Raw genomic sequence first — 22,474 nt, 5'->3', positions numbered from 1 at the left:
GAGGACCGGAACACCGACATGACCGACAACCCCTGGGCGCCGCCGGAGACTTCGGCCGCCGAGCCTGCCATGCCCGCGCCCGCCACGCCCACCAGGCGCCGGCTGCTGACCGTCGTCCTGCCCGCCGCCCTCGTCGTCCTCGCCATCGGCGGCGCCGCCGCGTTCACCGGCCTCACCGTCTCGCGCGCCGACCGCTCCGCGCCCACCGAGGTCTGGGCGGACACCGAGACGGACGGTACCGACAAGGACCCGGCCGCCGACCGGGCGAGCCGGGGCCGGGCGGACACCCCGCTCAGCAAGCTGCTGCTGCCGGTCCCGGACGGCTATGTCCTGGGCCCGGACGAGGAGTTGTACGGCAACGACGGCGAGGTCGGCCAGAAGGAGGCCCTCGCGCTGCTCAAGCGGGAGGGGAAGGGCCTGGCCGGCAAGAAGCGCCGGGACTTCGAGAAGCGGGTCGAGCGGCTCGGCGTCCAGGGCTTCGCCGTCCGCACGTTCTACCGTGCGCCCGCGGGCGACCTGTTGGTGAACGTGCAGGTCGTCCGTATGAAGGACAAGCGCCAGATCCGGGAGATGCACGCGATCAGGAGCGAGCTGGCGGAACTCCTGGAGTTCCCGAAGGGCCCGAAGATCAGCGGCCACAAGAACTCCGCCTGCTTCCTGATGCCCGAGCCCAAGGGCCTCGACAAGAAGGAGAAGGAGGAGGCCCTCGGCGGCATGATCTGCTCCGCCTACGACTCCGACGTCCAGGTCTCGGTCATCGCCACGGGCTCGCGTCCGCTCGACAAGAGCGAGGTGGCGGAGCTGGTGAAGAAGCAGCTCGACCACATCAAGTCCCCGGGGGAGTACATATGAGCGAGCAGCAGACGGAGACGGTGAAGCCGGAGACGGTGAAGACGGAGGACACCGCGCCGGAGACGCCGGAGACGCAGGAGGCACCGGCCGCCGCCGAGGCGAGCGAGGCGCCCGCGCCCGTGGCCGCGGCGCCGGCCGGGACCGTGGTCGCCGAGCCGGAGCCGGCCGCGCCGGTCACGGCCCTCGCCGAGCCGCCCGCCCCGCCCGCCCCTCCCGCCCCGGACGTGGCCACCGCCCCCGCTCCCCTCCCCACCCCGCCCCGTCGCGCCCTCCGGGCCGCGCTCCGGTGGACCGCCGCGGTGCTCGTCTGCGCCGGGCTCGGTACGGGCACGGCCATGGGCATCACCGCCATGGAGCGCACCGACGTCCCCGGACTCGCCACCGAGAGCGACGGGCGCTGGGCGTACCCGAAGCTCAGCCTGCCCGCGCTGCCGGCCGGCGCGCCCCGGCCGTACACCGAGGGCAACGAAGGCGAGATCCACCATGCCGACCTGCGCAAGCTGCTGCTCCCCGCGCCCGCGGGCGCGAAGCCGGACCCGAAGCTGAGCGGCGGCTGGGTCGCCACGGACACGTACCTGGCGGAGTACCCGAAGGAGTCCGCGGCGAAGCTGAAGCAGGCGATCGCCGACTCCGCCCTGCGGCACGTCGCGTCCCGCGGCTGGACCGCGCCGGACGGCACCGTCGCCCGCGTCCACCTGCTGCGGTTCAACTCGGTGGCGTTCGCGGAGGAGTTCAAGGACGACGCCCTCCGGGTCGGCGCGACCGACGAGATCGTGCCCGCGGGGGTCGAGACATGGGAGATCTCGGACGGTCTGGCGAGCACCGTCCGCGTCCCGTTCACCTCGGAGTACGCGTACGACGAGACCGAGCCGTACGGCGCCACGCAGACCCGTTGGGCGTACGTCCAGGCGGGCGACACGCTCGGGGTGATCGTGCTGTCCCGCAAGGGAGGGGTGCCGCTGGTGCCGTTCCAGCAGACGGTGGCGCTGCAGACGCAGCTGCTGGGGTGAACCACTAGACCCACCTCACAGAGTGGGCCGGAGCCCAGGCCACTAAGCTGGGGTCCGGCCCGTTCTGCCTTCACCGCTCACAAGGAGCACTCAGTGATCATCTTCTTCGAGACCCTGCTCGTGGTGGTCTGCGTCGCCACGCTCGCGTTCGCCGGCCTCGCCGTGAAGAAGCTGTACCAGGGTCAGCGCTGAGACCGCACCACCACCGAACCGCGAGAGCAGCCTCATGATCGAGATCCCGTCCGACCTGAACCCGGAACTCGTCCCGCTCGCGTTCCTCCTCGGCACGTGGGAGGGGGCCGGCGTGTCCGACTTCCCGGGTGCGGAGAAGTGCAACTTCGGCCAGTCGGTGAGCTTCAGCCACGACGGCCGGGACTTCATCGAGTACCACTCGCACTCCTGGGTCCTCGACGGCGACGGCAACAAGGTCCGCCCGCTGGAGAGCGAGAGCGGCTACTGGCGCGTCGACAAGGACCGCAAGATCGAGGTCGTGATGGTCCGCGACCAGGGCGTCGTGGAGATCTGGTACGGCGAGCTCGCCGACAAGAAGCCGCAGATCGACCTGGCCACGGACGCGGTCGCGCGGATCCAGGGCTCGGCCCCGTACAGCGGCGGCAAGCGCCTCTACGGCTACGTCAAGGGCGACCTGATGTGGGTCGGCGAGAAGGCCACCCCCGAGGTGGAGCTCCGCCCCTACATGTCGGCGCACCTGAAGAAGGTCGTCACCCCGGAGGAGGTCGCCGACATGGCGCGCAACCTCCCGGACATGCCGGACGACGGCATCGCCTTCTTCCGCTAGAACCCGGGCGACCGCACTCCCGAGGGCCCGCCGGCATCGTCGGCGGGCCCTCGTGCGTGACAGAAAGTCGTATGAATGTACGAATTGCGGCCAGTTCGGCGAAGGGTGCGCCGGGCCCGCAAGTCCGGCGAGAGGAACTCGCGTCGCCTGACGCGCACGTACGAGCAGATCGCCCAGCTCCGCGCGACAGCCAAGCGCCGAGCGAACGACTGGCAGCACAAGACCACCACCGACATCGCCGAGACGTTTTCGCGCATCGGGGTCGAGGACCTGGCCATCGTCCACATGGTCAAGTCCGCCCAGGGGACCGTGGAAGCCCCCGGCAGACATGTCCGTCAGAAGGCTGGGCTCAATCGGGCGATCGCCGGGGAGGCGTGGGGTCGGACCGTGACCATGCTGGAGTACAAGGCCACGGAGCGCGGTGGCATCGTGGTCAAGGTCCCCGCTCCGAACACCTCCCGCCGCTGCTCTGCCTGCGGCTGCATCACCCCTGGGAGCCGGGAGACCCAGGCCCGCTTCGTGTGCAAGAACCGCGAGTGTGGGTTCGAGGCCAACGCGGACACCAACGCGGGACTGAACATCGATCACGCCGCCGGGCAGGCGGTGTCAGGACGTGGAGACCTCGGGGTTGCCCGGTCCGCGAAGCGTCAACCATCCACCAGGCCGCACGCGGCCTGAGTAAGGAGCCCTCCCCGTTCACGGGGCGGAGGATGTCAAACTGGGGGCGTGGTGAGCACCGACTGGAAGAGCGATCTGCGGCAGCGCGGCTACCGGCTCACGCCCCAGCGTCAGCTGGTGCTGGAGGCCGTGGACGCTCTGGAGCACGCGACGCCCGACGACATTCTCGTGGAGGTCCGCAGGACGGCCTCGGGCGTGAACATCTCCACCGTGTACCGGACCCTGGAGCTCCTGGAGGAGCTCGGGCTGGTCAGCCATGCGCATCTCGGGCACGGGGCGCCGACGTATCACCTCGCCGACCGGCACCATCATCTGCATCTGGTCTGCCGGGACTGTTCGGGTGTCATCGAGGCGGACGTCTCGGTGGCCGCCGAGTTCACCGGGAAGCTCCGCGAGACGTTCGGTTTCGAGACGGACATGAAGCATTTCGCGATCTTCGGGCGCTGCAAGGACTGCGCGGCGAAGGCCGCGGCGGGGGACACCGGAGAGGACGCCTCCGCCGAGTCGTAGGCTTTTCTTCATGCAGCGACATTCAAAGCACAGCCCCCTGCTGTCCCTGCCCGGCGCCGTCCCCGCCGAAGGCCGCGACGAAGGCGTTGCCGCGCACTACGGCGAGCTTTACCGCGAGCAGCGCGCCCTCGCCGACGGCACCGGTTTCGTCGACCTGTCGCACCGCGGCGTGATCACGGTCACCGGCGACGACCGGCTGAGCTGGCTGCATCTCCTGCTCACCCAGCACGTCAGCGACCTTCCCGCCGGACAGGCCACCGAGGCGCTGATCCTCTCCGCGAACGGGCACATCGAGCACGCGCTCTCCCTCGTCGACGACGGCGAGACGGTGTGGGCGCACGTCGAGCCGGGCACGCAGGAGGAGCTTCTGGCGTACCTGGAGTCGATGAAGTTCTTCTACCGGGTCGAGGTCGCCGACCGCACCGACGACTTCGGCGTGGTCCATCTGCCGGCCGGTTCCATCGCCCCGGTGCCCGAGGGCGTGGTCGTCCGGGAGACGCCGTACGGGCGTGACCTGTTCCTGCCCCGCGCGGACCTGGAGTCCTTCGCGGCCTCGCACGGCCCGGCCGCCGGCATCCTCGCGTACGAGGCGCTGCGCATCGAGGCGCACCGGCCGCGGCTCGGTGCGGAGACCGATCACCGGACGATCCCGCACGAGCTCGGCCTGATCGGCACCGCCGTCCATCTGCAGAAGGGCTGCTACCGGGGCCAGGAGACGGTCGCCCGGGTGCAGAACCTGGGCAAGCCGCCGCGCCGCCTGGTCTTCCTGCACCTGGACGGCAGCGAGGTCTCGCTGCCCGGCCACGGCGAGCCGGTGCGGCTGGCCGCGGACGGGGCGGAGGGCCGTCAGCTCGGCTTCGTCACCAGCTCGGGCCGGCACCACGAGCTCGGGCCGATCGCCCTCGCGCTGGTGAAGCGGAACGTCCCGGTGGACGTGCCGCTCCTGGTGGGCGAGAAGACGGCCGCCACCCAGGAGGTCGTGGTCGAGCCGTAGTACGGGTCAGACCTCGATCAGGACCGTGAACGGGCCCTGGTTCGTGAGCGAGACCCGCATGCTCGCCCCGAACCGGCCCGTCTCCACCCGTGCGCCCAGCGCCCGCAGCTGGGCGACCACCTCGTCGACCAGCGGCTCGGCGACGGGGCCGGGCGCCGCGGCGTTCCAGGTGGGGCGGCGGCCCTTGCGGGCGTCCCCGTAGAGGGTGAACTGCGAAATCACCAGCAAGGGCGCATTCACGTCCGAGCAGGACTTCTCGCCCTCCAGGATCCGTACGCTCCACAGTTTCCTGGCCAGCTGCGCGGCTTTCTCCGGCGTGTCGTCGTGGGTCACTCCCACCAGGACACACAGCCCCTCGCCGACGATCTCTCCGACGGTCTCTCCTGCGACGACGACGCTCGCGCCGTCGACCCTCTGCACCACTGCACGCATACAGACCAACCTATCTGGGGCCGAACGGGTGCAGAGCGCCTGCACGTGCACATGCAGGAGTGGCACCATGCCTCTCAGGCGGTGTGCCGACGCACCGGACGAGGGATGGGGTCTTGACATGAGTGCACCTGGCGCCGGGCAGACGCCGGCCGGCATCCGTCTGGCCGGTGGCGGCACGGCGGTACGGCCGCCGATGCAGCGGTCCGGTGAGGCGGACGGCCCGGGGTTCGCCGGGCCCGATCTGGCGGAGCTGCGGCTGCCGGAGCTGCGCGCGCTGCGCCGCGACGCGCAGGGCGACGAGGCGGACCTGAGCTACGTACGGCGCATGCTGCAGGGCCGGATCGACATCCTGCGGGCCGAGCTGGCGCGCCGGGCCGACCCGGAGGCGCCGGTGGTGGACCGGCTGTCCGAGCTGTCGGAGATCCTGGCGGACGCCCCCTCGCAGCTGCGCACCTCGGCGCGGCACGTCACGCTGTCGACGCCGCGGGGCGAGGAGTACCGGCTGCTCGCGGCCGAGATGCTGTCCGAGGTGGAGCTGTCGGACCTGGGCGCGCGGACGGACGACGAGCTGCACACCGCGATGGGCCGGCTCGCCGGGTACGAGCAGCAGGTGTCGCGGCGGCGGCAGCAGCTGCAGCGGACGGCGGACGACTGCAGTGCGGAGATCGCCCGCCGGTACCGCGAGGGCGAGGCCCAGGTCGACGACCTGCTGACGTGACGTCGACGGTGGCTCAGCGCGTCCGGCGGGCGAACAGCGTGCCGGACGCGGCGACGGCCGCCGCGAGGATTCCCGCCGACCAGGCGAGCGCGATCCAGGGCGTGGCTCCGACGGGCTGGCCGAGCAGCAGTCCGCGCAGGGCCTCGATCAGCTTGGTGACCGGCTGGTGCTCGGCGAAGCCGTGCAGCCAGGTCGGCATGGTCTCGATGGGGACGAACGCGCTGCTCGGGTAGGGCAGGAACATCATGAAGAAGGTGAAGCCGCCGGCCGCCTCGGGCGTGCGGGCGAGCAGTCCGGCCGCGGCGGAGAGCCACGAGATCGCGGCGATGTAGGTGAGGAGCAGGCCGAGCGCGGCGAGCCAGCCGAGCAGGCCGGCCTGCGGCCGGAAGCCGATGACGAAGGCGACGCCGAGGACGAGCGTCGTGGCGACGAGGTTGCGGATCAGGCTCGCGCCGACGTGGCCGCCGAGGATCGCGGTGCCGCCGATGTCGAGGGAGCGGAACCGGTCGACGATGCCGCCCTTCATGTCCTCGCTGACGGTCACGGCGGTGCCGGCCGCGCCGAAGCCGGCGCACAGGACGAGGACTCCGGGGACGACGTAGGTCACGTACTGCGTCCCGGTCTCGATGGCCCCGCCGAAGAAGTAGACGAAGATCAGCATCAGCATGACCGGGAGCATCAGCGACGTGATGACCGCGTCGATGTTGCGGCGGCTGATGCGCAGGCTGCGGCCGGTCAGGACGAGCGTGTCAGACATGGGTCTTCTCCTTCTGGGTGGTGAGGGCCAGGAAGACGTCGTCGAGGGTCGCGGTATGCAGGGAGAAGCGGGCGACGTCGGTGCGGTCCGGGTCGAGGGCGTCGAGCCGGGTGCGGACGTGGGCGGCGGTGCCGTCGGTCGGTACGCCGAGGGTGAGGGTCCCGGGGGAGCGGTGGACGGCGGGCTCGCCGGCGAGGCGGAGGGTGGCGCGTTCGTAGGCGCCGGTGTCGGCGAGGACGAGGTCGAGGCGGTGGCCGGCGACGCGGGCCTTGAGTTCGGCGGCGGTGCCCTCGGCGACGAGCCGGCCGGCGTCCATGACGGCGATCCGGTCGGCGAGCTGGTCGGCCTCCTCGAGGTACTGGGTGGTGAGGAAGACGGTGGTGCCGTCGTCGGCGAGGCCGCGGACGACCTGCCAGAGCTCCTGGCGGCTGCGCGGGTCGAGGCCGGTGGTGGGCTCGTCGAGGAAGACGACCTCGGCGTCGCGGACGAGTCCGGCGGCGAGGTCGAGGCGGCGGCGCATGCCGCCGGAGTAGCCGCGGGCGGGGCGGCGGGCGGCGGCGGTGAGGCCGAAGCGTTCCAGGAGTTCGGCGGCGCGGCGGTGGGCGGCGGCGCGCGGGAGGCCGGAGAGCCGGGCCATCATGCGCAGGTTCTCCTCGCCGGTCTGGAGTTCGTCGACGGCGGCGAACTGGCCGGTGAGGCTGATGGCGCGGCGTACGGCGGGCCGCTCGGCTCGCACGTCGTGGCCGGCGACGCGTGCGTGGCCGGCGTCGGCGTCGGTGAGGGTGGCGAGGATCCGGACGGTCGTGGTCTTGCCGGCGCCGTTGGGGCCGAGCAGGGAGAAGACGGTGCCGCGTTCGATGTCGAGGTCGAGCGATTCGAGGACGCGGACGTCGCGGTAGGCCTTGCGCAGGCCGGTGGCGTGGACGGCGGGTGGCATGGGAGTACCTCCAGGGCGGCAGCACAGGGTACTGCGTATGGCATACGCGCTACTGTGTAAGGGTTACGCATTACTAGGATGGCCGTCAAGGAGTCGGGCGCGGAGGGCGAGGAGGCGGGCGCGCAATGGCGGACGGCGGTACGGGCGCGGAGGGCGGCGTCAAGGGCGGTACGGGCGCGACGGACGGCGGTACGGGCGCGGACGGCGGAAGCTTTCTGCCGCCGAGCATCGAGGCGGCGTGGGGCCTGCGGGAGCGCCCGTCGAAGGGCCCGAAGCCCGGACTGTCCCTCGACCGGATCGTGGACGCGGCCCTGGCGGTCGCCGCGGCGGAGGGCCTGGACGCGGTCTCCATGGGCCGGGTCGCCAAGCAGCTCGGCGTCTCGACGATGTCCCTGTACCGCTACGTCGCGGCCAAGAGCGAGCTGTACGTCCTGATGCAGGACGCGGCGACGGGCGAACCGCCCGAGGTGTTCCCGCCCGGAACCGGCTGGCGCGAGGCGCTGGAGCGCTGGTCCTGGGCGATGCGCGAGGTCTACCACCGCCACCTGTGGCTGCTGCGCATGCCGGTCTCCGGCCCGCCCGCGACCCCGCACATGGTGGCCTGGTGGGAGTGGGGCATGCGGGCGCTCGCGGACACCGGGCTCGACGAGGGCGCGAAGGTCTCCGTGATCCTCCTGGTCAGCGGCTTCGTCCGGAACGAGGCCCTGCTGATGGCCGACCTCGCCGCCGTCATCGCCGCCAGCGGCGAGCCCCCGGAGCGCGTCCTCGCCCGCTACGGCGCCACCCTGCGCCGCCTCGCAGACCCGGAGCGCTACCCGGCGGTGACCCGGATGCTGGACTCGGGCGTGCTGGACGGCCCCGACGAGCCGGACTACGACTTCCGCTTCGGCCTGGAGCGGGTGCTCGACGGCATCGCGGTGCTGGTGGAGAGGAAGAAGTAGCCCCGGGCGAGGGGCGGTTCAGACCTCCTGAAGGGCGGTCAGGAGGGCGCGTACGGCGGGCAGGGCGTACGAGGACTCCCGTACCACCGCCTGGATGGTGCGGACCGGCTCGGGGCCGCGGGTCCTCCGGACGACCACGTCCGGGTGGCGGCTGCCCAGGCCCATCAGGGGGATCAGGCTGATGCCGAGGCCCGCCGCCACGAACCCCTGCGCGGTGGCGTACTCCTCGCACTCCACCGCGAAGCCGGGCGTGAAGCCCGCCGCCGCGCACGCCCCCAGGACCGCGTCCAGGCACGGCCCGGGGCGCTCGCTGCCGACCCACGGCTCGGCGGCGAGATCGGCGAGGTCGACCGTGCGGCGGGCGGCGAGCGGGTGCCCCTTGGGGAGGACGGCGCGGTACGGGTCGTCCCGGAGGTGGACCAGGCGGCTGCCCGGGGCCGGGGCGGGGGCGTCGCGGGGGAGGACGGCCAGCGTCACGTCCGGCTCCTCGCCGTCCGGGGAGGCCGCGTCCGCCTGGTCGACGAGCCGCAGCTCGACCCGTACGTCCGGGTGTCCGGCGCGGAACCGGGCGAGGGTGGGCGCGACCAGGTCCGCGCCGGCGGTGGCGAAGTAGCGCAGGACGATCCGGCCGGTGCGGCCCGCCCGCAGGTCGGCCAGCGCGGCCTCTGCCTCGGCGACCTGACGGCCGATCAGTGCGGCGTGCTCGGTGAGCAGCCGGCCGGCGGCGGTCGGGCGGACCCCGCGGCCGAACCGTTCGAGCAGCTCGACGCCCGCCTCCTTCTCCAGGGCGGCGACCTGCTGGCTCACCGCGGAGGGGGTGTAGCCGAGGTGGGCGGCGGCGGCCGTGACGGAGCCGCTGGTGACGACGGCCCGGAGCACCTGCATGCGTCTCACGTCGAGCATGTAGCAGAGCTTAACGCTGGATGCGTGATCCTTTGCTTGTCCTGTCGAGTCGGGGCGGGGACCGTGGGGGCATGGCGTCGTGGATACGGATGGGCGTCCTCGCCCTGCTCTGGGGCTCGGGCTTCCTGTGGATCAAGATCTCCCTGGACCAGGGCCTCGGCCCGGTGTGGATCACCTTCGTGCGCTGTCTGCTGGGGGCGGGGGTGCTGGTGGCGCTCGCCGTCGCCGCGGGGCAGTCGCTGCCGCGGGACCGGGGCACGTGGGGGCGGCTGGTGGTGGCCGCGTTCCTCTGCAACGCGCTGCCGTTCCTGCTGTTCTCGATCGGCGAGCAGACCGTGGACAGCGGGGTCGCGGGCGTCCTGAACGCCACCACGCCGCTGTGGTCGCTGCTCATCGGCCGGGGCCTCGGGACGGAGCGGGACCTCGGACCGGCCAGGACCGGCGGCCTGCTGCTCGGCTTCGCCGGCGTCCTGCTGATCTTCGCGCCGTGGAGCGCGGGCGCGGGGCTGCTCACCGGCGGCGCGTTCGCCCTGCTGGCCGCGGCGGCGAGCTACGCGGTGGCGTTCGCGTACATGGCCCGGCGGCTCACGGGCGGGGGGACCGGCCCGCTCGCGCTCTCCGCGGCGCAGCTGCTGGCGGCGACGGCCTGGTCGGCGCCGGGGCTGGCGGCGGGCGGCGGGGAGGTACGGGTGACGTGGGCGGGGGTCGCGGCGGTCGTGGTCCTCGGGGTGTTCGCGACCGGGCTGACGTTCCACCTCAACTACCGGATGATCGCCGAGGAGGGCCCGACGGCCGCGGCGACGGTGGGCTACCTGCTGCCGGTGGTGTCGGTGGTGCTGGGCGCGCTGGTGCTGGACGAGCCGCTGTCGGCCCGGGTGGTGGCGGGGACGGCGGTGGTGCTGTCGGGGGTGGCGCTGACGCGCGTGCGCAGGGTCCGGGAGCGGGCCGTGGAACCGGCGGCGTAACGGGCCGCGTCGCGCCGGCTGGAAGAAGTTCGTACCCGCCTGGGACGCGCTGATCCGTTCCCGAAGGGTCGTCCGCGCGAACCCCCTTCCGGAACGGACCTCGTCGGCCTTCGGCGGCCGGGCGCACCGGCTACCGGGCGGGGGCCTTCGGGGTCCTCAGGACGGTGAGGGCGACGGCGAAGGCGGCGATCAGCAGGCCCGTGCCGGTGACGAAGGCGAGGTGGTAGCCGCCGGTGAGGGCTTCGGCGGCGGGCCGGCCGGCCTCGGTGAGGGCCGAGGTGCGTGCGGCGGCGAGCGTGGAGAGGACGGCGACGCCGAGGGCCATGCCGATCTGCTGGGTGGTGTTGAACAGGCCCGAGGCGAGGCCCGCGTCCGCCTCGCGGGCGCCGGACATGCCCAGCGACGTCACGGCCGGCAGGGCGAGGCCGCCGCCCGCGACGAGCAGCATGACGGGGAGGAGGTCGGTGGCGTACGAGGCGTGGACGGGGACCCGGGTCAGCAGCGCGAGGGCGCCGATCAGCAGGGCGAGGCCGGTGAGCAGGACGGTGCGTTCGCCGAAGCGGGCGATCAGGCGGGCCGAGACGCCCAGGGACACCGCGCCGATCATCACGGCGGCCGGCAGCATCGCGAGGCCGGTCTCCGCGGCGCCGTAGCCGAGGACCTTCTGCAGGTAGAGCGCGACGAGGATCTGGAAGGCGAACATCGCGGCGATCATCAGCACCTGGACCAGGTTGGCGCCGACGACACTGCGCGAGCGCAGGATCCGCAGTGGCATCAGCGGGTTCGCGGCCTTCGCCTGGCGGAGCACGAAGCCGGCGAGCAGGGCGAGTGCGAGGGCGCCGAGGCCGAGGGTGCGGACCGAGGTCGCCCCGTACTCCTCGATCGTGACGACCGCGTAGATCCCCGCCATCAGGCCGGACGTGGCCAGCAGCGCGCCGACGACGTCCGCGCCGGCCTTCAGGCCGAGGCCGCGGTCGGCGGGCAGAGCCGGGAGCGCGACCAGCACGGTGGCGATGCCGATGGGGAGGTTGATGAAGAAGATCCAGTTCCAGGTGAGCGCGTCGGTCAGGACGCCGCCGAGCACCTGGCCGATCGACGCGCCCGCGGCCCCGGTGAAGCTGAACACCGCGATGGCGCGGGCCCGTTCACGGGGTGCGGTGAAGAGCGTGACCAGGATGCCGAGGCTGACGGCGGCGGCCATCGCGCTGCCGACGCCCTGCAGGAAGCGGGCCGCGATCAGCAGGCCGGGGGAGCCGGCGAACCCCGCGAGCAGCGAGGCGGCCGTGAACACCGCCGTACCGGCGAGGAACATCCGCTTCCGGCCGATCAGGTCGCCCAGTCGGCCGGACAGCAGGAGCAGCGAGCCGAAGGCGATCAGGTAGGCGTTGACCACCCAGCTGAGTCCGACCGGGGTGAAGCCCAGTTCGCTCTGGATGGCCGGCATCGCGACGGTGACGATGCTGCCGTCGAGGATCGTCATCAGCATGCCGGTGGCCAGGACGCCGAGGGCGACCCAGCGCGACCTCGCGGTCGTGGCGGGGGCGACGGGCGGGGAAGTGGCAGGGGTGACGGACGTGGTCATGGCGGTCTGCTCCTGTCGTCGGGAGGCAACAGGAGTGACCGTAGCAGATGGTTTTGTTGCAGACTATCTTTTACGGATCGGCTAGCCCTTCTGGCGTGCCCGCCGCGCCGGGCGGGCGCTCTCGACCGGGGTCTCCAGATGTCCGGTGGCCAGCAGCTTCAGGGCGCGTACGAGCGCGGAGCGCTCCTCCTCGGGCAGCGAGCCGAGGGCGTCCTGGTGCACCGCGTCGACGATCTTCTGGCTCTGCGCGGCGGCCTTCGCCCCCGCCTCGGTCACCGCGATGATCCGTGCCCGCCGGTCCGTGCTCGACGGCCGCCGCTCGGCCAGGCCGGCCTTCTCCAGGGCGTCGACGGTGACCACCATCGTCGTCTTGTCCATGTCCCCGAGCTCGGCGAGCTGTGCCTGCGTGCGCTCCTCCTCCAGGGCGTGGACGAGGACGCAGTGCATCCGGGCCGTCAGCCCGATCTCCTCGAGCCGCGCCGCCATCCGTGTGCGCAGCACGTGACTGGTGTGGTCGAGCAGGAACGACAGGTCGGGTTCGGTGCGGGTGGGCGCCATGGCTGTCATGCCTGCCAGCGTAACCAGCGATCGATCCGTCGCGGATTATCGACGAAGGGACGGAATGAGGTCCGTGGCTGCGGGTAGGGGATGCCGGCGGTGCGTGAGGGCTCCGGCAACTATTGCAAGCAGGTGCTTGCAATAGTTAGCGCGAGGCTGCATCATCGTGAGCATGGCATCGCTCAACGTCGGCAATCTCGGTGAGTACCTGCGCGAGCAGCGGCGCAACGCGCAGCTGTCGTTGCGGCAGCTCGCCGATGCCGCCGGGGTGTCGAACCCGTACCTGAGCCAGATCGAGCGCGGGCTGCGCAAGCCCAGTGCCGAGGTGCTGCAGCAGGTCGCGAAGGCGCTGCGGATCTCCGCCGAGACGCTGTACGTCCGGGCGGGGATCCTCGACGAGACGGAGCGGGAGGAGCTGGAGACGCGCGCGGCGATCCTGGCCGATCCCTCGATCAACGAGCGGCAGAAGCAGGTGCTGCTCCAGATCTACGACTCCTTCCGCAAGGAGAACGCCGCCGAGGCCGCAGCCGCCGACGCCGGGACCGATGCCGTCGAGCGACCCACGACGTGAGCACGTAGACCACATCCGGGAGGACCACCGTCATGGCCATCATCGAAGAGCTGCGTACCCCCCTCTACTTCGCCGCCGGCACCGCCGACCTCGCCGTCCAGCAGGCCCGCAAGGTGCCCGGCCTGATCGAGCAGCTCGCCGCCGAGGCGCCCGCGCGGATCGAGGCCGTGCGCCGGACGGACCCGAAGGCCGTGCAGGAGAAGGTCACCGCGCAGGCCAAGGAGGCCCAGGCGGTCGTCCAGGCCAAGGTCGCCGAGGTGGTCGGCGGGCTCGACACCGACCTCAAGAAGCTCGGTGAGACCGCCCAGGACCTCGCCCTGCGCGGCGTCGGCGTGGCCGCCGAGTACGCGGTCAAGGCGCGGGAGAAGTACGAGGAGGTCGCCGCCCACGGCGAGGAGGCCGTCAAGGCGTGGCGGGGCGAGGCCGCCGAGGAGATCACCGAGATCGCCGTCGTCGTCGAGCCCGAGGCCCCGAAGGCCGAGGAGAAGAAGGCCGAGGAGACCAAGGCCGCCGAGGTCGGCGAGGCTCCCAAGGCCAAGGCCCCCGCCCGCAAGGCCGCCGCCCGCAAGGCCCCGGCCAAGAAGACGGTCTCCGTCACCGAGAAGTAGGCGGAGGAAGAGGTACGGCTTCAGCGTGCCGGGCACCATCAGGGTGGCCCGCGCGTTGAAGCGGGTACCTTGACGGCGAGAGCCGCGAGGCGCATTCCCACTCACGAGGCGGTACGCAGATGTTCGGCACGAGCTTCGGTTCCTTCTTCTGGAACTTCGATTCGATCCTCTGGCTGGTCATCGGTCTGGTCATGCTCGGCTTCGCCGTGGCCGCCTTCCTCTTCGCGGCCACGGCGCGCGAGGACGCCTACCGCGCGGCCGACAAGCAGACCAAGAAGTTCTGGCTGATCCTGCTGGGCGTCAACCTGGTGCTGAACCTGGTGCTGCCGATGCTCTTCCTGCAGATCGCCGGCCTCATCGCGGCCATCGTCTTCATGGTCGACGTCCGGCCCGCCCTCCGGCAGGTCTCGGGCGGCGGCCGCCGCGGCGGCTCCAGCAGCGACGGCCCCTACGGTCCGTACAACGGCGGCCGCTGACCAGCGCGGCGCACGCATCAGCGAAGGGCCCGGACGGCATGGCTGCCGTCCGGGCCCTTCCGCTGAGGCTCCCTACCGCCGCCGGTCCAGCAGCAGCACCGCCACGTCGTCCGTCAGCTCGCCGCCGTTCAGCGCGCGGACCTCCGTCACCGCCGCCTCCAGGAGCTCCTCGCCCCGCAGGCCCTCCGTCAGCTGACGGTTGACCATGTCGACCATCCCGTCCTGGCCGAGGCGCGGCGACTCCGGCCCCGCCGAGCGGCCCTCGATCAGACCGTCGGTGTACATCATCAGGCTCCACGACGCGCCCAGCTCCACCTGCCGGCGCGGCCAGCGCGCCCGCGGCAGCAGCCCGAGCGCCGGGCCGCTGTCCTCGTACGGCAGCAGCTGCGCGGCCCGCCCGTGCCGGGCGATCAGCGGCGAGGGGTGGCCGGCCAGGCACAGGCCCGCCCGCCGTCCGTCCGGGGCGATGTCCACCGTGCAGAGCGTCGCGAAGATCTCCTCGCTCTCCCGCTCGTGCTCCAGGACCTGCTGCAGCGTCGAGAGCAGTTCGTCCCCGCACAGCCCGGCGAAGGTCAGCGCCCGCCAGGCGATGCGCAGCTCCACGCCGAGCGCCGCCTCGTCCGGGCCGTGCCCGCAGACGTCGCCGATCATCGCGTGGACCGTGCCGTCGGGCGTGCGGACCGTGTCGTAGAAGTCGCCGCCGAGCAGCGCCCGGGAGCGGCCCGGCCGGTACCGGGCGGCGAACCGCAGGTCCGAGCCCTCGAGCAGCGGCGTGGGCAGCAGCCCGCGCTCCAGGCGGGCGTTCTCCTGGGCGCGCAGCTTGGACTCGGCCAGCTTCACCTGGGTCGAGTCGGCGCGCTTGCGCTCCACGGCGTAGCGGATCGCCCGGCTCAGCAGCCGGCCGTCGAGCTCCTCACGGAACAGGTGGTCCTGCGCCCCGACCCGTACCGCCTCGGCGGCCAGCTCGGCGTCCGAGGAGGCCGCGAGGGCCAGCACGGCGTGCCGCGGCGCGAGGCGCAGTACGTGGTGCAGCAGGGCGAGCGGGTCGTCGCCCGCGCCGGGCAGGGCGAGGTCGACCAGGACGCAGTGCACGTCGTCGGTGAGCAGCCGCTCCGCCTCGGTGAGGTTGCGGGCGGTACGGATGCGCAGCCGGGTCCCGGCGCCGTCGAGCAGCTCCGGTACCGCGAACGCGCCTGCCGGGTCGTCCTCGATCACCAGCAGCGTCAGATCGGCGCCAGTGGCTGTGCCGGCCTCCACGACGGGGGCCGCCGAAGTGGTCCTCTGTCGCGGTACGGGTACGGGCATGGTCCTGGTTTCCTTCCCTCCCCCCGAGGGCACGGCGGGACGCGAACCGCGCCCTACCGACGGGGACCATAGCGGTATCGCACGGTGCAGCGGAATGGCGATCACGCCGTGAACATCCAAGAGCCTTGGCATATGCCGCGCATGGGGAGGATGTCGCCCGGGGGGCCATGACGAACATCACGCGGCCTTCACGCGGTCTTCACGTCGATTGTGGCTTCGCTCACCGTGGTGGCGGGCGCTCACAGCCGGCGCACCGGTCGCACACGGCTCGCTCATCACTCGCCCACCGCGGCCTGTTACGCGCTCACCGTCGCCCGCCACGCTCACGGTCGCCCGTCACGTGCTCACCGCTCCGGGCGGACGACCCCGAGGATCTCCATGGAGCCCGCGCCGGCCAGGGTGACGTTTCGTCCCGGCCGCGGGGCGTGGACCATCGCGCCGTTCCCCACGTACATGCCGATGTGGCTGGCGTCCTTGTAGTAGACGATCAGGTCGCCGGGCCGCATGTCCTTGATCTCCACCCGGGGCAGCAGCCGCCACTGCTCCTGCGAGGTGCGCGGGATGTTCTGCCCGGCGACGCCCCAGGCCCGCTGGGTCAGCCCGGAGCAGTCGTACGACCCGGGCCCCTCGGCGCCCCACACGTACGGCTTGCCGATCTGGGCGGTGGCGAACTGGACGGCCTTCCTGCCCTGCTCCGTCGCCTTGCCGTTCAGCTCCTTGAGGATGCCGGAGCTCAGCCAGGTCGTCTGCATGCGGTACTGGGCGTCCTCCTCCAGCTGCAGCAGCCGGGCCCGCTCCTCGGCGGCCAGTTCGGACTCCAGCTTCTTCGCTGCGGCGATCTTGTCGTTGATCTCCTTCTTCGCCCTGGCCTGCTTGACGCGGTTGGCCTCCAGCTTGGTCCAGTTCTCGCCGGCCTCCTCGGTGTAGGCCGTCAGTTCCCCCTGGGCGCGGTTCAGTTCGCCGAGGAGGTCCTTGGTCGCCTTCTGGCCCTGCTTGAGGCGGCCGGCGTTGTCGAGGAAGAGCTGCGGGTCGTCGGTGAGGACGAGCTGGGCGCCGTCGGGCAGTCCGCCGTTGCGGTACTGCGCGCGGGCCGCGGCGCCGGCGTGGGTCTTGAGCTCCTCGATCTTCGCCTGGCCGGCCACGATCATCCGGGCCAGCTGCACGATCTCGGCGGACTGCTGCTTGGTCTGCTCCTCGGCGAGGTTGTACGCGTCGGTGGCCGCGGCCGCCTTGCGGTACAGCGCGTCGATCTCCTTGCGGACCTCTTCGAGGGTCTTCTTCGGTGCGCCGGCGGGCGGCGCGGCCGGGGGCGGCTCAGGAGCGGCGTAGGCGGGCGAGGACAGAGGGGACAGCAACGTCACAGCGCTGACCACGGTGATCGCGGCGATGGCGCAACGGCGTCGGTTCACTGGCTCCCCCTGCTGGTTCCTGTCGGATCGTCATTGCCTGATTTACCGTCAGTAACTTCTCTGTGACCTTGGTGATAGTGCCATGCGACGGCGCAAAACGACAGAGGAAACCCGGGCCCGTCGGGTCGCTTCCCCCGAGAGGGGACGAAGGAGCGCGGTGATCCGTTCCCTGTTCGACTCCCGCCGCCCGGACCGCGGCTGAGGGACGCTCAGCGCTCCCCGCCCGGTGCTCCCGCTCAGTACTCCTGCTCGGCCCCGCCCGGCGCCAGCGCCGCCCAGTCGACCGTCACCTCGCCCTGCCGCCACCGCCGCGGCCCGTCCCGCAGCGGCCAGTCCGCCGCCAGGTCCCGCACCGACCGGATCCAGCGCTGCCGCGCACCGAGCGAGGCGTACGGGGCGGCCGCCGCCCACGCCCGGTCGAAGTCCCGCAGGAAGGCGTGCACCGGCTCGCCCGGCACGTTGCGGTGGATCAGCGCCTTCGGCAGCCGCTCCGCCAGGTCCGACGGCCGTTCCAGCGAGCCGAGCCGGGTGGCGAAGGTCACCGTGCGCGGCCCCTCCGGCCCCAGCGCCACCCACACGTGCCGCCGCCCGATCTCGTCGCAGGTCCCCTCGACCAGCAGCCCCTCCGGCGCCAGCCGCGCACACAGCCGCCGCCACACCGCGGCGACCTCCTCCTCGTCGTACTGGCGCAGCACGTTCGCCGCCCGGATCAACGCCACGTCGCCCGGCACCGGCACCTCGAAGCCGCCGTGCACGAAGGACAGCCCCTCGCACGCGTACGGCCGCGCCGCCTCGACCCGGGCCGGCTCGATCTCGATGCCGACGACCCGGGCGCGCGGATCGGCGGTGCGCAGCCGCCCGAGCAGCTCGACCGCGGTCCACGGCGCGGCCCCGTACCCGAGGTCCACCGCCACCGGCGGTCCGTCGGCGCGGCGCAGCGCGGGGCCGTGGACGGCGGCGATCCAGCGGTCCATGCGGCGCAGGCGATTGGGGTTGGTGGTCCCGCGGGTCGGGGTGCCGACGGGGCGGGTGGTGCGCGGGGCCATGGGACGAGCGTACGGGCCGGAACGGGGGCCGCGGACGGGGCCCGGCGGCGGGCCCGGAGCGCCGGTGTACCGGGCAATGAATTGGCAAAGCGCGGGGCCGGAGGAAATGAAGGGAGTCGTTCCGGTGTTGTGCGCGGTGGAGGACGGCCCCACGCCCTCCGGTCGTCATGCCCGAAGGGCGCAGGCGACCGCCGTACGCACCGCCCCTCAGCGCCCCGAGCGGAAGGACGCCGACGTGAGCCAGTACGTGTCCCGGTTCGCCGGCACCCTGGCGGCGCCGCCCAGGCTCCGTTTCCCCGGCCGGCACCGCACCCCGCGCCGGGTCGCCATGCTCAGCGTGCACACCTCCCCGCTGCACCAGCCGGGCACCGGCGACGCCGGCGGCATGAACGTGTACATCGTGGAGCTGGCCAAGCGGCTGGCCGCGATCGACATCGAGGTGGAGATCTTCACCCGGGCCACCGCCGGTGGCCTCGCGCCCGTCGTCGAGCTCGCCCCCGGCGTCCTGGTCCGGCACGTCGACGCCGGTCCGTACGAGGGCCTGGCCAAGGAGGAGCTGCCGGCCCAGCTGTGCGCCTTCACGCACGGCGTGATGCAGGCATGGGCGGGGCAGCGCCCCGGGTACTACGACCTCGTCCACTCGCACTACTGGCTCTCCGGCCACGTCGGCTGGCTGGCCGCCGAGCGCTGGGGCGTTCCGCTGGTCCACGCCATGCACACCATGGCCAAGGTCAAGAACGCGGCGCTGGCCTCGGGCGACACCCCCGAACCCACGGCGCGGGTCATCGGCGAGACCCAGATCGTCGCCGCGGCGGACCGGCTGATCGCCAACACCGCCGAGGAGGCCGACGAGCTCGTCCGCTTCTACGAGGCCGATCCCGGCAAGGTCGCCGTCGTCCACCCCGGTGTGAACCTGGACCACTTCCGTCCCGCGGACGGCCGGGCCGCCGCCCGCGCCCGCCTCGGGCTGCCGGCGGACGCCTTCATTCCCGTCTTCGCCGGCCGCATCCAGCCGCTGAAGGCCCCCGACATCCTGCTGCGCGCGGCCGCCCTCATGCTCGACCACGACCCGTCGCTGCGCTCGCGCATGGTCGTCCCGGTCGTCGGCGGCCCCAGCGGCAGCGGACTGGCCAGGCCGGAGGGGCTGCAGAAGCTCGCCGCGCGGCTCGGCATCGCGGACGTCGTCCGCTTCCACCCGCCGGTCGGGCAGGACCGGCTCGCGGACTGGTTCCGGGCGGCCTCGGTGCTCGTCATGCCCTCGTACAGCGAGTCCTTCGGGCTCGTCGCCATCGAGGCCCAGGCCGCCGGCACGCCGGTCGTCGCGGCCGCGGTCGGCGGACTGCCGGTGGCGGTGCGCGACGAGGTGACCGGCTTCCTGGTGCCGGGCCACGATCCGGCGGACTACGCGCGGGTGCTGGGCCGGTTCGCCGAGTCCCCGGAACTCGCGGCCCGCATGGGCGAGGCCGCCGCCCGGCACGCCGAGTCCTTCGGCTGGGACACGGCCGCGTCCGGTACGGCGGACGTGTACACGGCGGCGATGCACGACCGGCGGCTGCGCGAGCACGAGCACAGGCGTCGCGTACGCTCGCACCATGGCTGACGTCGCACGTGCCCGACAGGTCGTCGAGGAGACCCTCAAGGCCGCATCCACCGGCGAAGAGGGCTCACTCGAGTGGGAGTCCCCCGAGCCGGGTTCGTACGTGGTCAAACTCCCCGGCACCCGCAAGCTGTTCACGACCCTGTCGCTGCGGGTCGGCCGGCACTCGCTCTCGCTGAACGCCTTCGTCATCCGCCACCCGGACGAGAACGAGGCCGGCGTCCACCGCTGGCTCCTTGAGCGCAACCTCAAGTTGTACGGCGTGAGTTACGCGGTCGACCCGCTCGGCGACGTGTACCTGGCCGGCCGGCTGCCGCTGTCCGCGGTCGCCCCGGAGGAGCTGGACCGCCTCCTGGGCCAGGTCCTGGAGGCGGCGGACGGCGACTTCAACACCCTCCTGGAGCTCGGCTTCGCGTCGGCGATCCGGCGCGAGTACGAGTGGCGGGTGGCGCGCGGCGAGTCGACGCGGAACCTGGACGCGTTCGCGCACCTGACGCGCAAGAAGGCCGCGCGGGACTGACAGCGAGGGCCTGTCCGGCGGATCATGGCCGGGTCCGCGCCCGATCCGCCGGACCGTTCCTACGCCGCGGTGGGGTCCTTGACCGCGGTCGGCTGCTCGGGGGAGCCGCCCACCACCTCGTCCTCGCCCCTGCTCTCGTCCTTGCCCTCGTCCTCGTCCGACAGTGCCTTGCGCAGCCGGGTCGCGTACCCGACGGCCGCGGCGCAGCCGATGACGCCGCAGGCGATCCACAGCACCCCGGAACCGGGCCCCTCGACGATCCAGCCGGCCCCGATCGGGGCGACGAAGCCCGCGACGGACCAGGACATGCCCATGACGCCCTGGTAGCGCCCGCGGGCGTGCTCGGGGGCGAGCTTGGCGGTGGCGGCGGCGTTGGTGGGGACGTGCACCATTTCGCCGATCGTCCACACGACGACGGTCGCGGCGAAGAGCACGGGCGTGCCGGCGAGCGCGGTGGCGCCGGTGCCGACGGCGAAGAGCACCGAGGAGAGGGTCAGCAGCAGGACCGGGGAGCGCTTGTCGGTCAGCTTGTTGACCAGCAGCTGGAAGCCGACGATCACGACGCCGTTGACGGCGATGACCATGCCGTACGAGGACGGCGACAGGCCCTGCTCGGCCATGGTGAGCGGCAGGCCGACCCAGGGGGCGGTGAAGACCAGACAGACGAGCAGGTTGAGCAGGACGAGCGTGCGGAACGGGGCGTCCCTGAGCACGTCGAGCAGGCTCAGCTTCTCCTCGGCGACGGCGTTGCCGGCCTTGTCGACGGCGGTCTCGGGCCGGGTCTCGGGCAGCCGCAGGAAGACGATCAGGGCGCACAGGACGGTGGCGACGGCGTCGGCGATGAACAGGGTGCGGTAGCCGAGGACGATCGCGGCGCCGCCGCCGATGGCGGCGATGGCGAAGCCGAGGTTGAGGGCCCAGTAGTTGAGCGCGTAGGCGCGGCGCACGTCGTGCTCGGGGACCATGTCGGCGATGGTCGCGTTGATCGACGGCCGGACGGCCTGCATGGCGACGCCCATGAGCAGGACGACGACGGCGACGGCCCAGGCGCTGCGGACGAAGGCGAGCGAGCTGGTGCAGGCGGCGGCCGCGAGGTGCATCGTGACCATGGTGGGGCGGCGGCCCCAGCGGTCGGTGAGCAGTCCGCCGAGGGGCGAGCCGGCGATGCCGCCGAGGCCGTGCAGGGCCACGACCAGGCCGGCGAACCAGGCGGAGTGGCCGAGTTCCTGGGTGAGGAAGAGGGACAGGAAAGTCAGGACGAAGGCGCCGGTGCGGTTGACGAGGGTGGAGAGCCAGAGCCACCAGAAGCCACCGGGCAGTCCGGAGACGGTGGCGACGGCGGAGCGTCGTAGAGCGGCTATGGCCATGTGTGGGGGTCCCCCTGCGCGTAAGTGTCCCTGACGGTACGCGTAACTTACGGGCGGAGGAGGGGAGGCCGCCACCGAATTGACGGCCGCCGGGGGTGTCCGCCCCTCGGGCGCACCGCGCGGGCGCCGAACGGCGTCGATTAACCTCATACGCATGGCCGACGCACCGTACAAGCTGATCCTCCTCCGCCACGGCGAGAGCGAGTGGAACGCGAAGAACCTGTTCACCGGCTGGGTGGACGTCAATCTGACCGAGAAGGGCGAGAAGGAGGCAGTCCGCGGTGGCGAGCTCCTGAAGGACGCCGACCTGCTGCCCGACGTGCTCCACACGTCCCTCCAGAAGCGCGCCATCCGCACGGCGCAGCTGGCCCTGGAGGCCGCCGACCGCCACTGGATCCCGGTCCACCGCTCCTGGCGCCTGAACGAGCGCCACTACGGCGCGCTCCAGGGCAAGGACAAGGCGCAGACGCTCGCCGAGTTCGGCGAGGAGCAGTTCATGCTGTGGCGCCGCTCGTACGACACCCCGCCGCCGCCGCTCGCCGACGACAACGAGTACTCCCAGGCGAACGACGCCCGCTACGCGTCGATCCCGCCGGAGCTGCGCCCGCGGACGGAGTGCCTGAAGGACGTCGTCGAGCGCATGCTGCCGTACTGGTACGACGGCATCGTCCCGGACCTCCTGGCCGGCCGCACGGTCCTGGTCGCCGCCCACGGCAACAGCCTGCGCGCCCTGGTCAAGCACCTGGACGGCATCTCGGACGCGGACATCGCGGGCCTGAACATCCCCACGGGCATCCCGCTCGCCTACGAGCTCGACGAGAACTTCAAGCCCCTCAACCCCGGCGGCACCTACCTCGACCCGGAGGCCGCCGCGGCCGCCATCGAGGCCGTCAAGAACCAGGGCAAGAAGAAGTAACCTCTCGCGGGTCCCAGGTACGG

At 72.5% G+C, this 22,474-nt stretch carries 25 protein-coding genes; 15 read left to right on the top strand and 10 right to left on the bottom strand.

What is annotated here, in order from left to right:
- The first annotated feature begins 18 nt into the window (after positions 1-18).
- The 6 genes from ABZO31_RS15305 to ABZO31_RS15280 all read left to right on the top strand — a co-directional run bounded on the left by ABZO31_RS15305 (position 19) and on the right by ABZO31_RS15280 (position 4,843).
- The gene (locus ABZO31_RS15305) at positions 19-852 is read left to right on the top strand and encodes a hypothetical protein (RefSeq protein WP_406861776.1); all 834 of its coding nucleotides are present in this window, start codon (positions 19-21) and stop codon (positions 850-852) included.
- The gene (locus ABZO31_RS15300) at positions 849-1,862 is read left to right on the top strand and encodes a hypothetical protein (RefSeq protein ID WP_406861775.1); all 1,014 of its coding nucleotides are present in this window, start codon (positions 849-851) and stop codon (positions 1,860-1,862) included. Before ABZO31_RS15305 ends, ABZO31_RS15300 begins: the two co-directional genes overlap by 4 nt.
- Positions 1,863-2,088: 226 nt before the next feature.
- Positions 2,089-2,661: an FABP family protein gene (locus ABZO31_RS15295; RefSeq protein WP_406861774.1), complete on the top strand. Its 573-nt coding sequence runs from the start codon at positions 2,089-2,091 to the stop codon at positions 2,659-2,661.
- Between the two features lie 75 nt (positions 2,662-2,736).
- Positions 2,737-3,339: an RNA-guided endonuclease InsQ/TnpB family protein gene (locus ABZO31_RS15290; RefSeq protein WP_406861773.1), complete on the top strand. Its 603-nt coding sequence runs from the start codon at positions 2,737-2,739 to the stop codon at positions 3,337-3,339.
- Between the two features lie 48 nt (positions 3,340-3,387).
- Positions 3,388-3,849: a Fur family transcriptional regulator gene (locus ABZO31_RS15285; protein WP_406861771.1), complete on the top strand. Its 462-nt coding sequence runs from the start codon at positions 3,388-3,390 to the stop codon at positions 3,847-3,849.
- A 10-nt stretch (positions 3,850-3,859) separates the two neighbouring features.
- The gene (locus tag ABZO31_RS15280) at positions 3,860-4,843 is read left to right on the top strand and encodes a YgfZ/GcvT domain-containing protein (protein ID WP_406861770.1); all 984 of its coding nucleotides are present in this window, start codon (positions 3,860-3,862) and stop codon (positions 4,841-4,843) included.
- A gap of 6 nt (positions 4,844-4,849) precedes the next feature.
- On the opposite strand, the gene dtd is transcribed toward ABZO31_RS15280, so the two are convergent.
- Positions 4,850-5,275 (bottom strand): D-aminoacyl-tRNA deacylase, encoded by a 426-nt coding sequence (dtd, locus tag ABZO31_RS15275; RefSeq protein WP_406861769.1) that lies wholly within the window; start codon positions 5,273-5,275, stop codon positions 4,850-4,852.
- 118 nt (positions 5,276-5,393) lie between these two features.
- Here dtd and ABZO31_RS15270 point away from each other — a divergent pair, with 118 nt between their 5' ends.
- Entirely contained in the window at positions 5,394-5,993 is a 600-nt protein-coding gene (locus ABZO31_RS15270; RefSeq protein WP_406861768.1) for an ABC transporter substrate-binding protein, read from the top strand.
- Between the two features lie 13 nt (positions 5,994-6,006).
- On the opposite strand, the gene ABZO31_RS15265 is transcribed toward ABZO31_RS15270, so the two are convergent.
- Both ABZO31_RS15265 and ABZO31_RS15260 read right to left on the bottom strand, forming a co-directional pair.
- On the bottom strand, positions 6,007-6,750 hold the full coding sequence (locus ABZO31_RS15265; protein WP_406861767.1) for an ABC transporter permease: 744 nt from the start codon (positions 6,748-6,750) through the stop codon (positions 6,007-6,009).
- Positions 6,743-7,687: an ATP-binding cassette domain-containing protein gene (locus ABZO31_RS15260; RefSeq protein ID WP_406861766.1), complete on the bottom strand. Its 945-nt coding sequence runs from the start codon at positions 7,685-7,687 to the stop codon at positions 6,743-6,745. Before ABZO31_RS15260 ends, ABZO31_RS15265 begins: the two co-directional genes overlap by 8 nt.
- Positions 7,688-7,812: 125 nt before the next feature.
- Between ABZO31_RS15260 and ABZO31_RS15255 the strand changes: the two genes are divergently transcribed.
- Positions 7,813-8,628, top strand: a complete 816-nt coding sequence (locus ABZO31_RS15255) for a TetR/AcrR family transcriptional regulator (RefSeq protein ID WP_406861765.1) — start codon at positions 7,813-7,815, stop codon at positions 8,626-8,628.
- 18 nt (positions 8,629-8,646) lie between these two features.
- Here ABZO31_RS15255 and ABZO31_RS15250 read toward each other — a convergent pair whose 3' ends face one another.
- The gene (locus ABZO31_RS15250) at positions 8,647-9,531 is read right to left on the bottom strand and encodes a LysR family transcriptional regulator (protein WP_406861764.1); all 885 of its coding nucleotides are present in this window, start codon (positions 9,529-9,531) and stop codon (positions 8,647-8,649) included.
- Positions 9,532-9,602: 71 nt separating this feature from the next.
- Here ABZO31_RS15250 and ABZO31_RS15245 point away from each other — a divergent pair, with 71 nt between their 5' ends.
- Positions 9,603-10,496 carry a DMT family transporter gene (locus ABZO31_RS15245; protein WP_406861763.1) on the top strand — a complete coding sequence of 298 codons (894 nt, stop codon included), beginning with the start codon at positions 9,603-9,605 and terminating at the stop codon, positions 10,494-10,496.
- 130 nt (positions 10,497-10,626) lie between these two features.
- Here ABZO31_RS15245 and ABZO31_RS15240 read toward each other — a convergent pair whose 3' ends face one another.
- Positions 10,627-12,078, bottom strand: coding sequence for an MFS transporter (locus ABZO31_RS15240; protein WP_406861762.1), 1,452 nt, complete (start codon positions 12,076-12,078; stop codon positions 10,627-10,629).
- Positions 12,079-12,159: 81 nt separating this feature from the next.
- Positions 12,160-12,645 carry a MarR family winged helix-turn-helix transcriptional regulator gene (locus ABZO31_RS15235; protein ID WP_406861761.1) on the bottom strand — a complete coding sequence of 162 codons (486 nt, stop codon included), beginning with the start codon at positions 12,643-12,645 and terminating at the stop codon, positions 12,160-12,162.
- 163 nt (positions 12,646-12,808) lie between these two features.
- On the opposite strand from ABZO31_RS15235, the gene ABZO31_RS15230 reads away from it, so the two are divergent.
- From ABZO31_RS15230 to ABZO31_RS15220, 3 genes are all read left to right on the top strand, one after another.
- A complete protein-coding gene (locus ABZO31_RS15230; protein ID WP_406861760.1) occupies positions 12,809-13,207 on the top strand; it encodes a helix-turn-helix domain-containing protein in 399 nt (132 codons plus the stop codon).
- Positions 13,208-13,239: 32 nt separating this feature from the next.
- The gene (locus tag ABZO31_RS15225) at positions 13,240-13,815 is read left to right on the top strand and encodes a hypothetical protein (RefSeq protein ID WP_406861758.1); all 576 of its coding nucleotides are present in this window, start codon (positions 13,240-13,242) and stop codon (positions 13,813-13,815) included.
- 119 nt (positions 13,816-13,934) lie between these two features.
- On the top strand, positions 13,935-14,291 hold the full coding sequence (locus ABZO31_RS15220; protein ID WP_406861757.1) for a DUF2516 family protein: 357 nt from the start codon (positions 13,935-13,937) through the stop codon (positions 14,289-14,291).
- Positions 14,292-14,363: 72 nt separating this feature from the next.
- Here ABZO31_RS15220 and ABZO31_RS15215 read toward each other — a convergent pair whose 3' ends face one another.
- The 3 genes from ABZO31_RS15215 to ABZO31_RS15205 form a co-directional block, all read right to left on the bottom strand.
- The gene (locus ABZO31_RS15215) at positions 14,364-15,596 is read right to left on the bottom strand and encodes a PP2C family protein-serine/threonine phosphatase (protein ID WP_406861756.1); all 1,233 of its coding nucleotides are present in this window, start codon (positions 15,594-15,596) and stop codon (positions 14,364-14,366) included.
- A 344-nt stretch (positions 15,597-15,940) separates the two neighbouring features.
- The gene (locus ABZO31_RS15210; RefSeq protein WP_406861755.1) at positions 15,941-17,005 is read right to left on the bottom strand and encodes a C40 family peptidase; all 1,065 of its coding nucleotides are present in this window, start codon (positions 17,003-17,005) and stop codon (positions 15,941-15,943) included.
- Between the two features lie 236 nt (positions 17,006-17,241).
- On the bottom strand, positions 17,242-18,051 hold the full coding sequence (locus ABZO31_RS15205) for a class I SAM-dependent methyltransferase (RefSeq protein WP_406861754.1): 810 nt from the start codon (positions 18,049-18,051) through the stop codon (positions 17,242-17,244).
- A 235-nt stretch (positions 18,052-18,286) separates the two neighbouring features.
- Between ABZO31_RS15205 and mshA the strand changes: the two genes are divergently transcribed.
- Positions 18,287-19,651: a D-inositol-3-phosphate glycosyltransferase gene (gene mshA / locus ABZO31_RS15200; protein ID WP_406861753.1), complete on the top strand. Its 1,365-nt coding sequence runs from the start codon at positions 18,287-18,289 to the stop codon at positions 19,649-19,651.
- The gene (locus ABZO31_RS15195; protein WP_406861752.1) at positions 19,644-20,168 is read left to right on the top strand and encodes a YbjN domain-containing protein; all 525 of its coding nucleotides are present in this window, start codon (positions 19,644-19,646) and stop codon (positions 20,166-20,168) included. Before mshA ends, ABZO31_RS15195 begins: the two co-directional genes overlap by 8 nt.
- A 59-nt stretch (positions 20,169-20,227) precedes the next feature.
- Here ABZO31_RS15195 and ABZO31_RS15190 read toward each other — a convergent pair whose 3' ends face one another.
- Positions 20,228-21,535, bottom strand: coding sequence for an MDR family MFS transporter (locus ABZO31_RS15190; protein WP_406861751.1), 1,308 nt, complete (start codon positions 21,533-21,535; stop codon positions 20,228-20,230).
- A gap of 154 nt (positions 21,536-21,689) precedes the next feature.
- Here ABZO31_RS15190 and ABZO31_RS15185 point away from each other — a divergent pair, with 154 nt between their 5' ends.
- Positions 21,690-22,451 (top strand): phosphoglyceromutase, encoded by a 762-nt coding sequence (locus ABZO31_RS15185; protein ID WP_406861750.1) that lies wholly within the window; start codon positions 21,690-21,692, stop codon positions 22,449-22,451.
- Positions 22,452-22,474 lie beyond the last annotated feature (23 nt).

Source organism: Streptomyces solicamelliae (assembly GCF_045348655.1).
GTDB classification, from domain to species: Bacteria; Actinomycetota; Actinomycetes; order Streptomycetales; family Streptomycetaceae; genus Streptomyces; species Streptomyces solicamelliae.
Note: the sequence above shows the minus strand (reverse complement) of the source record. Positions and strands in the feature narration are given on the sequence as shown.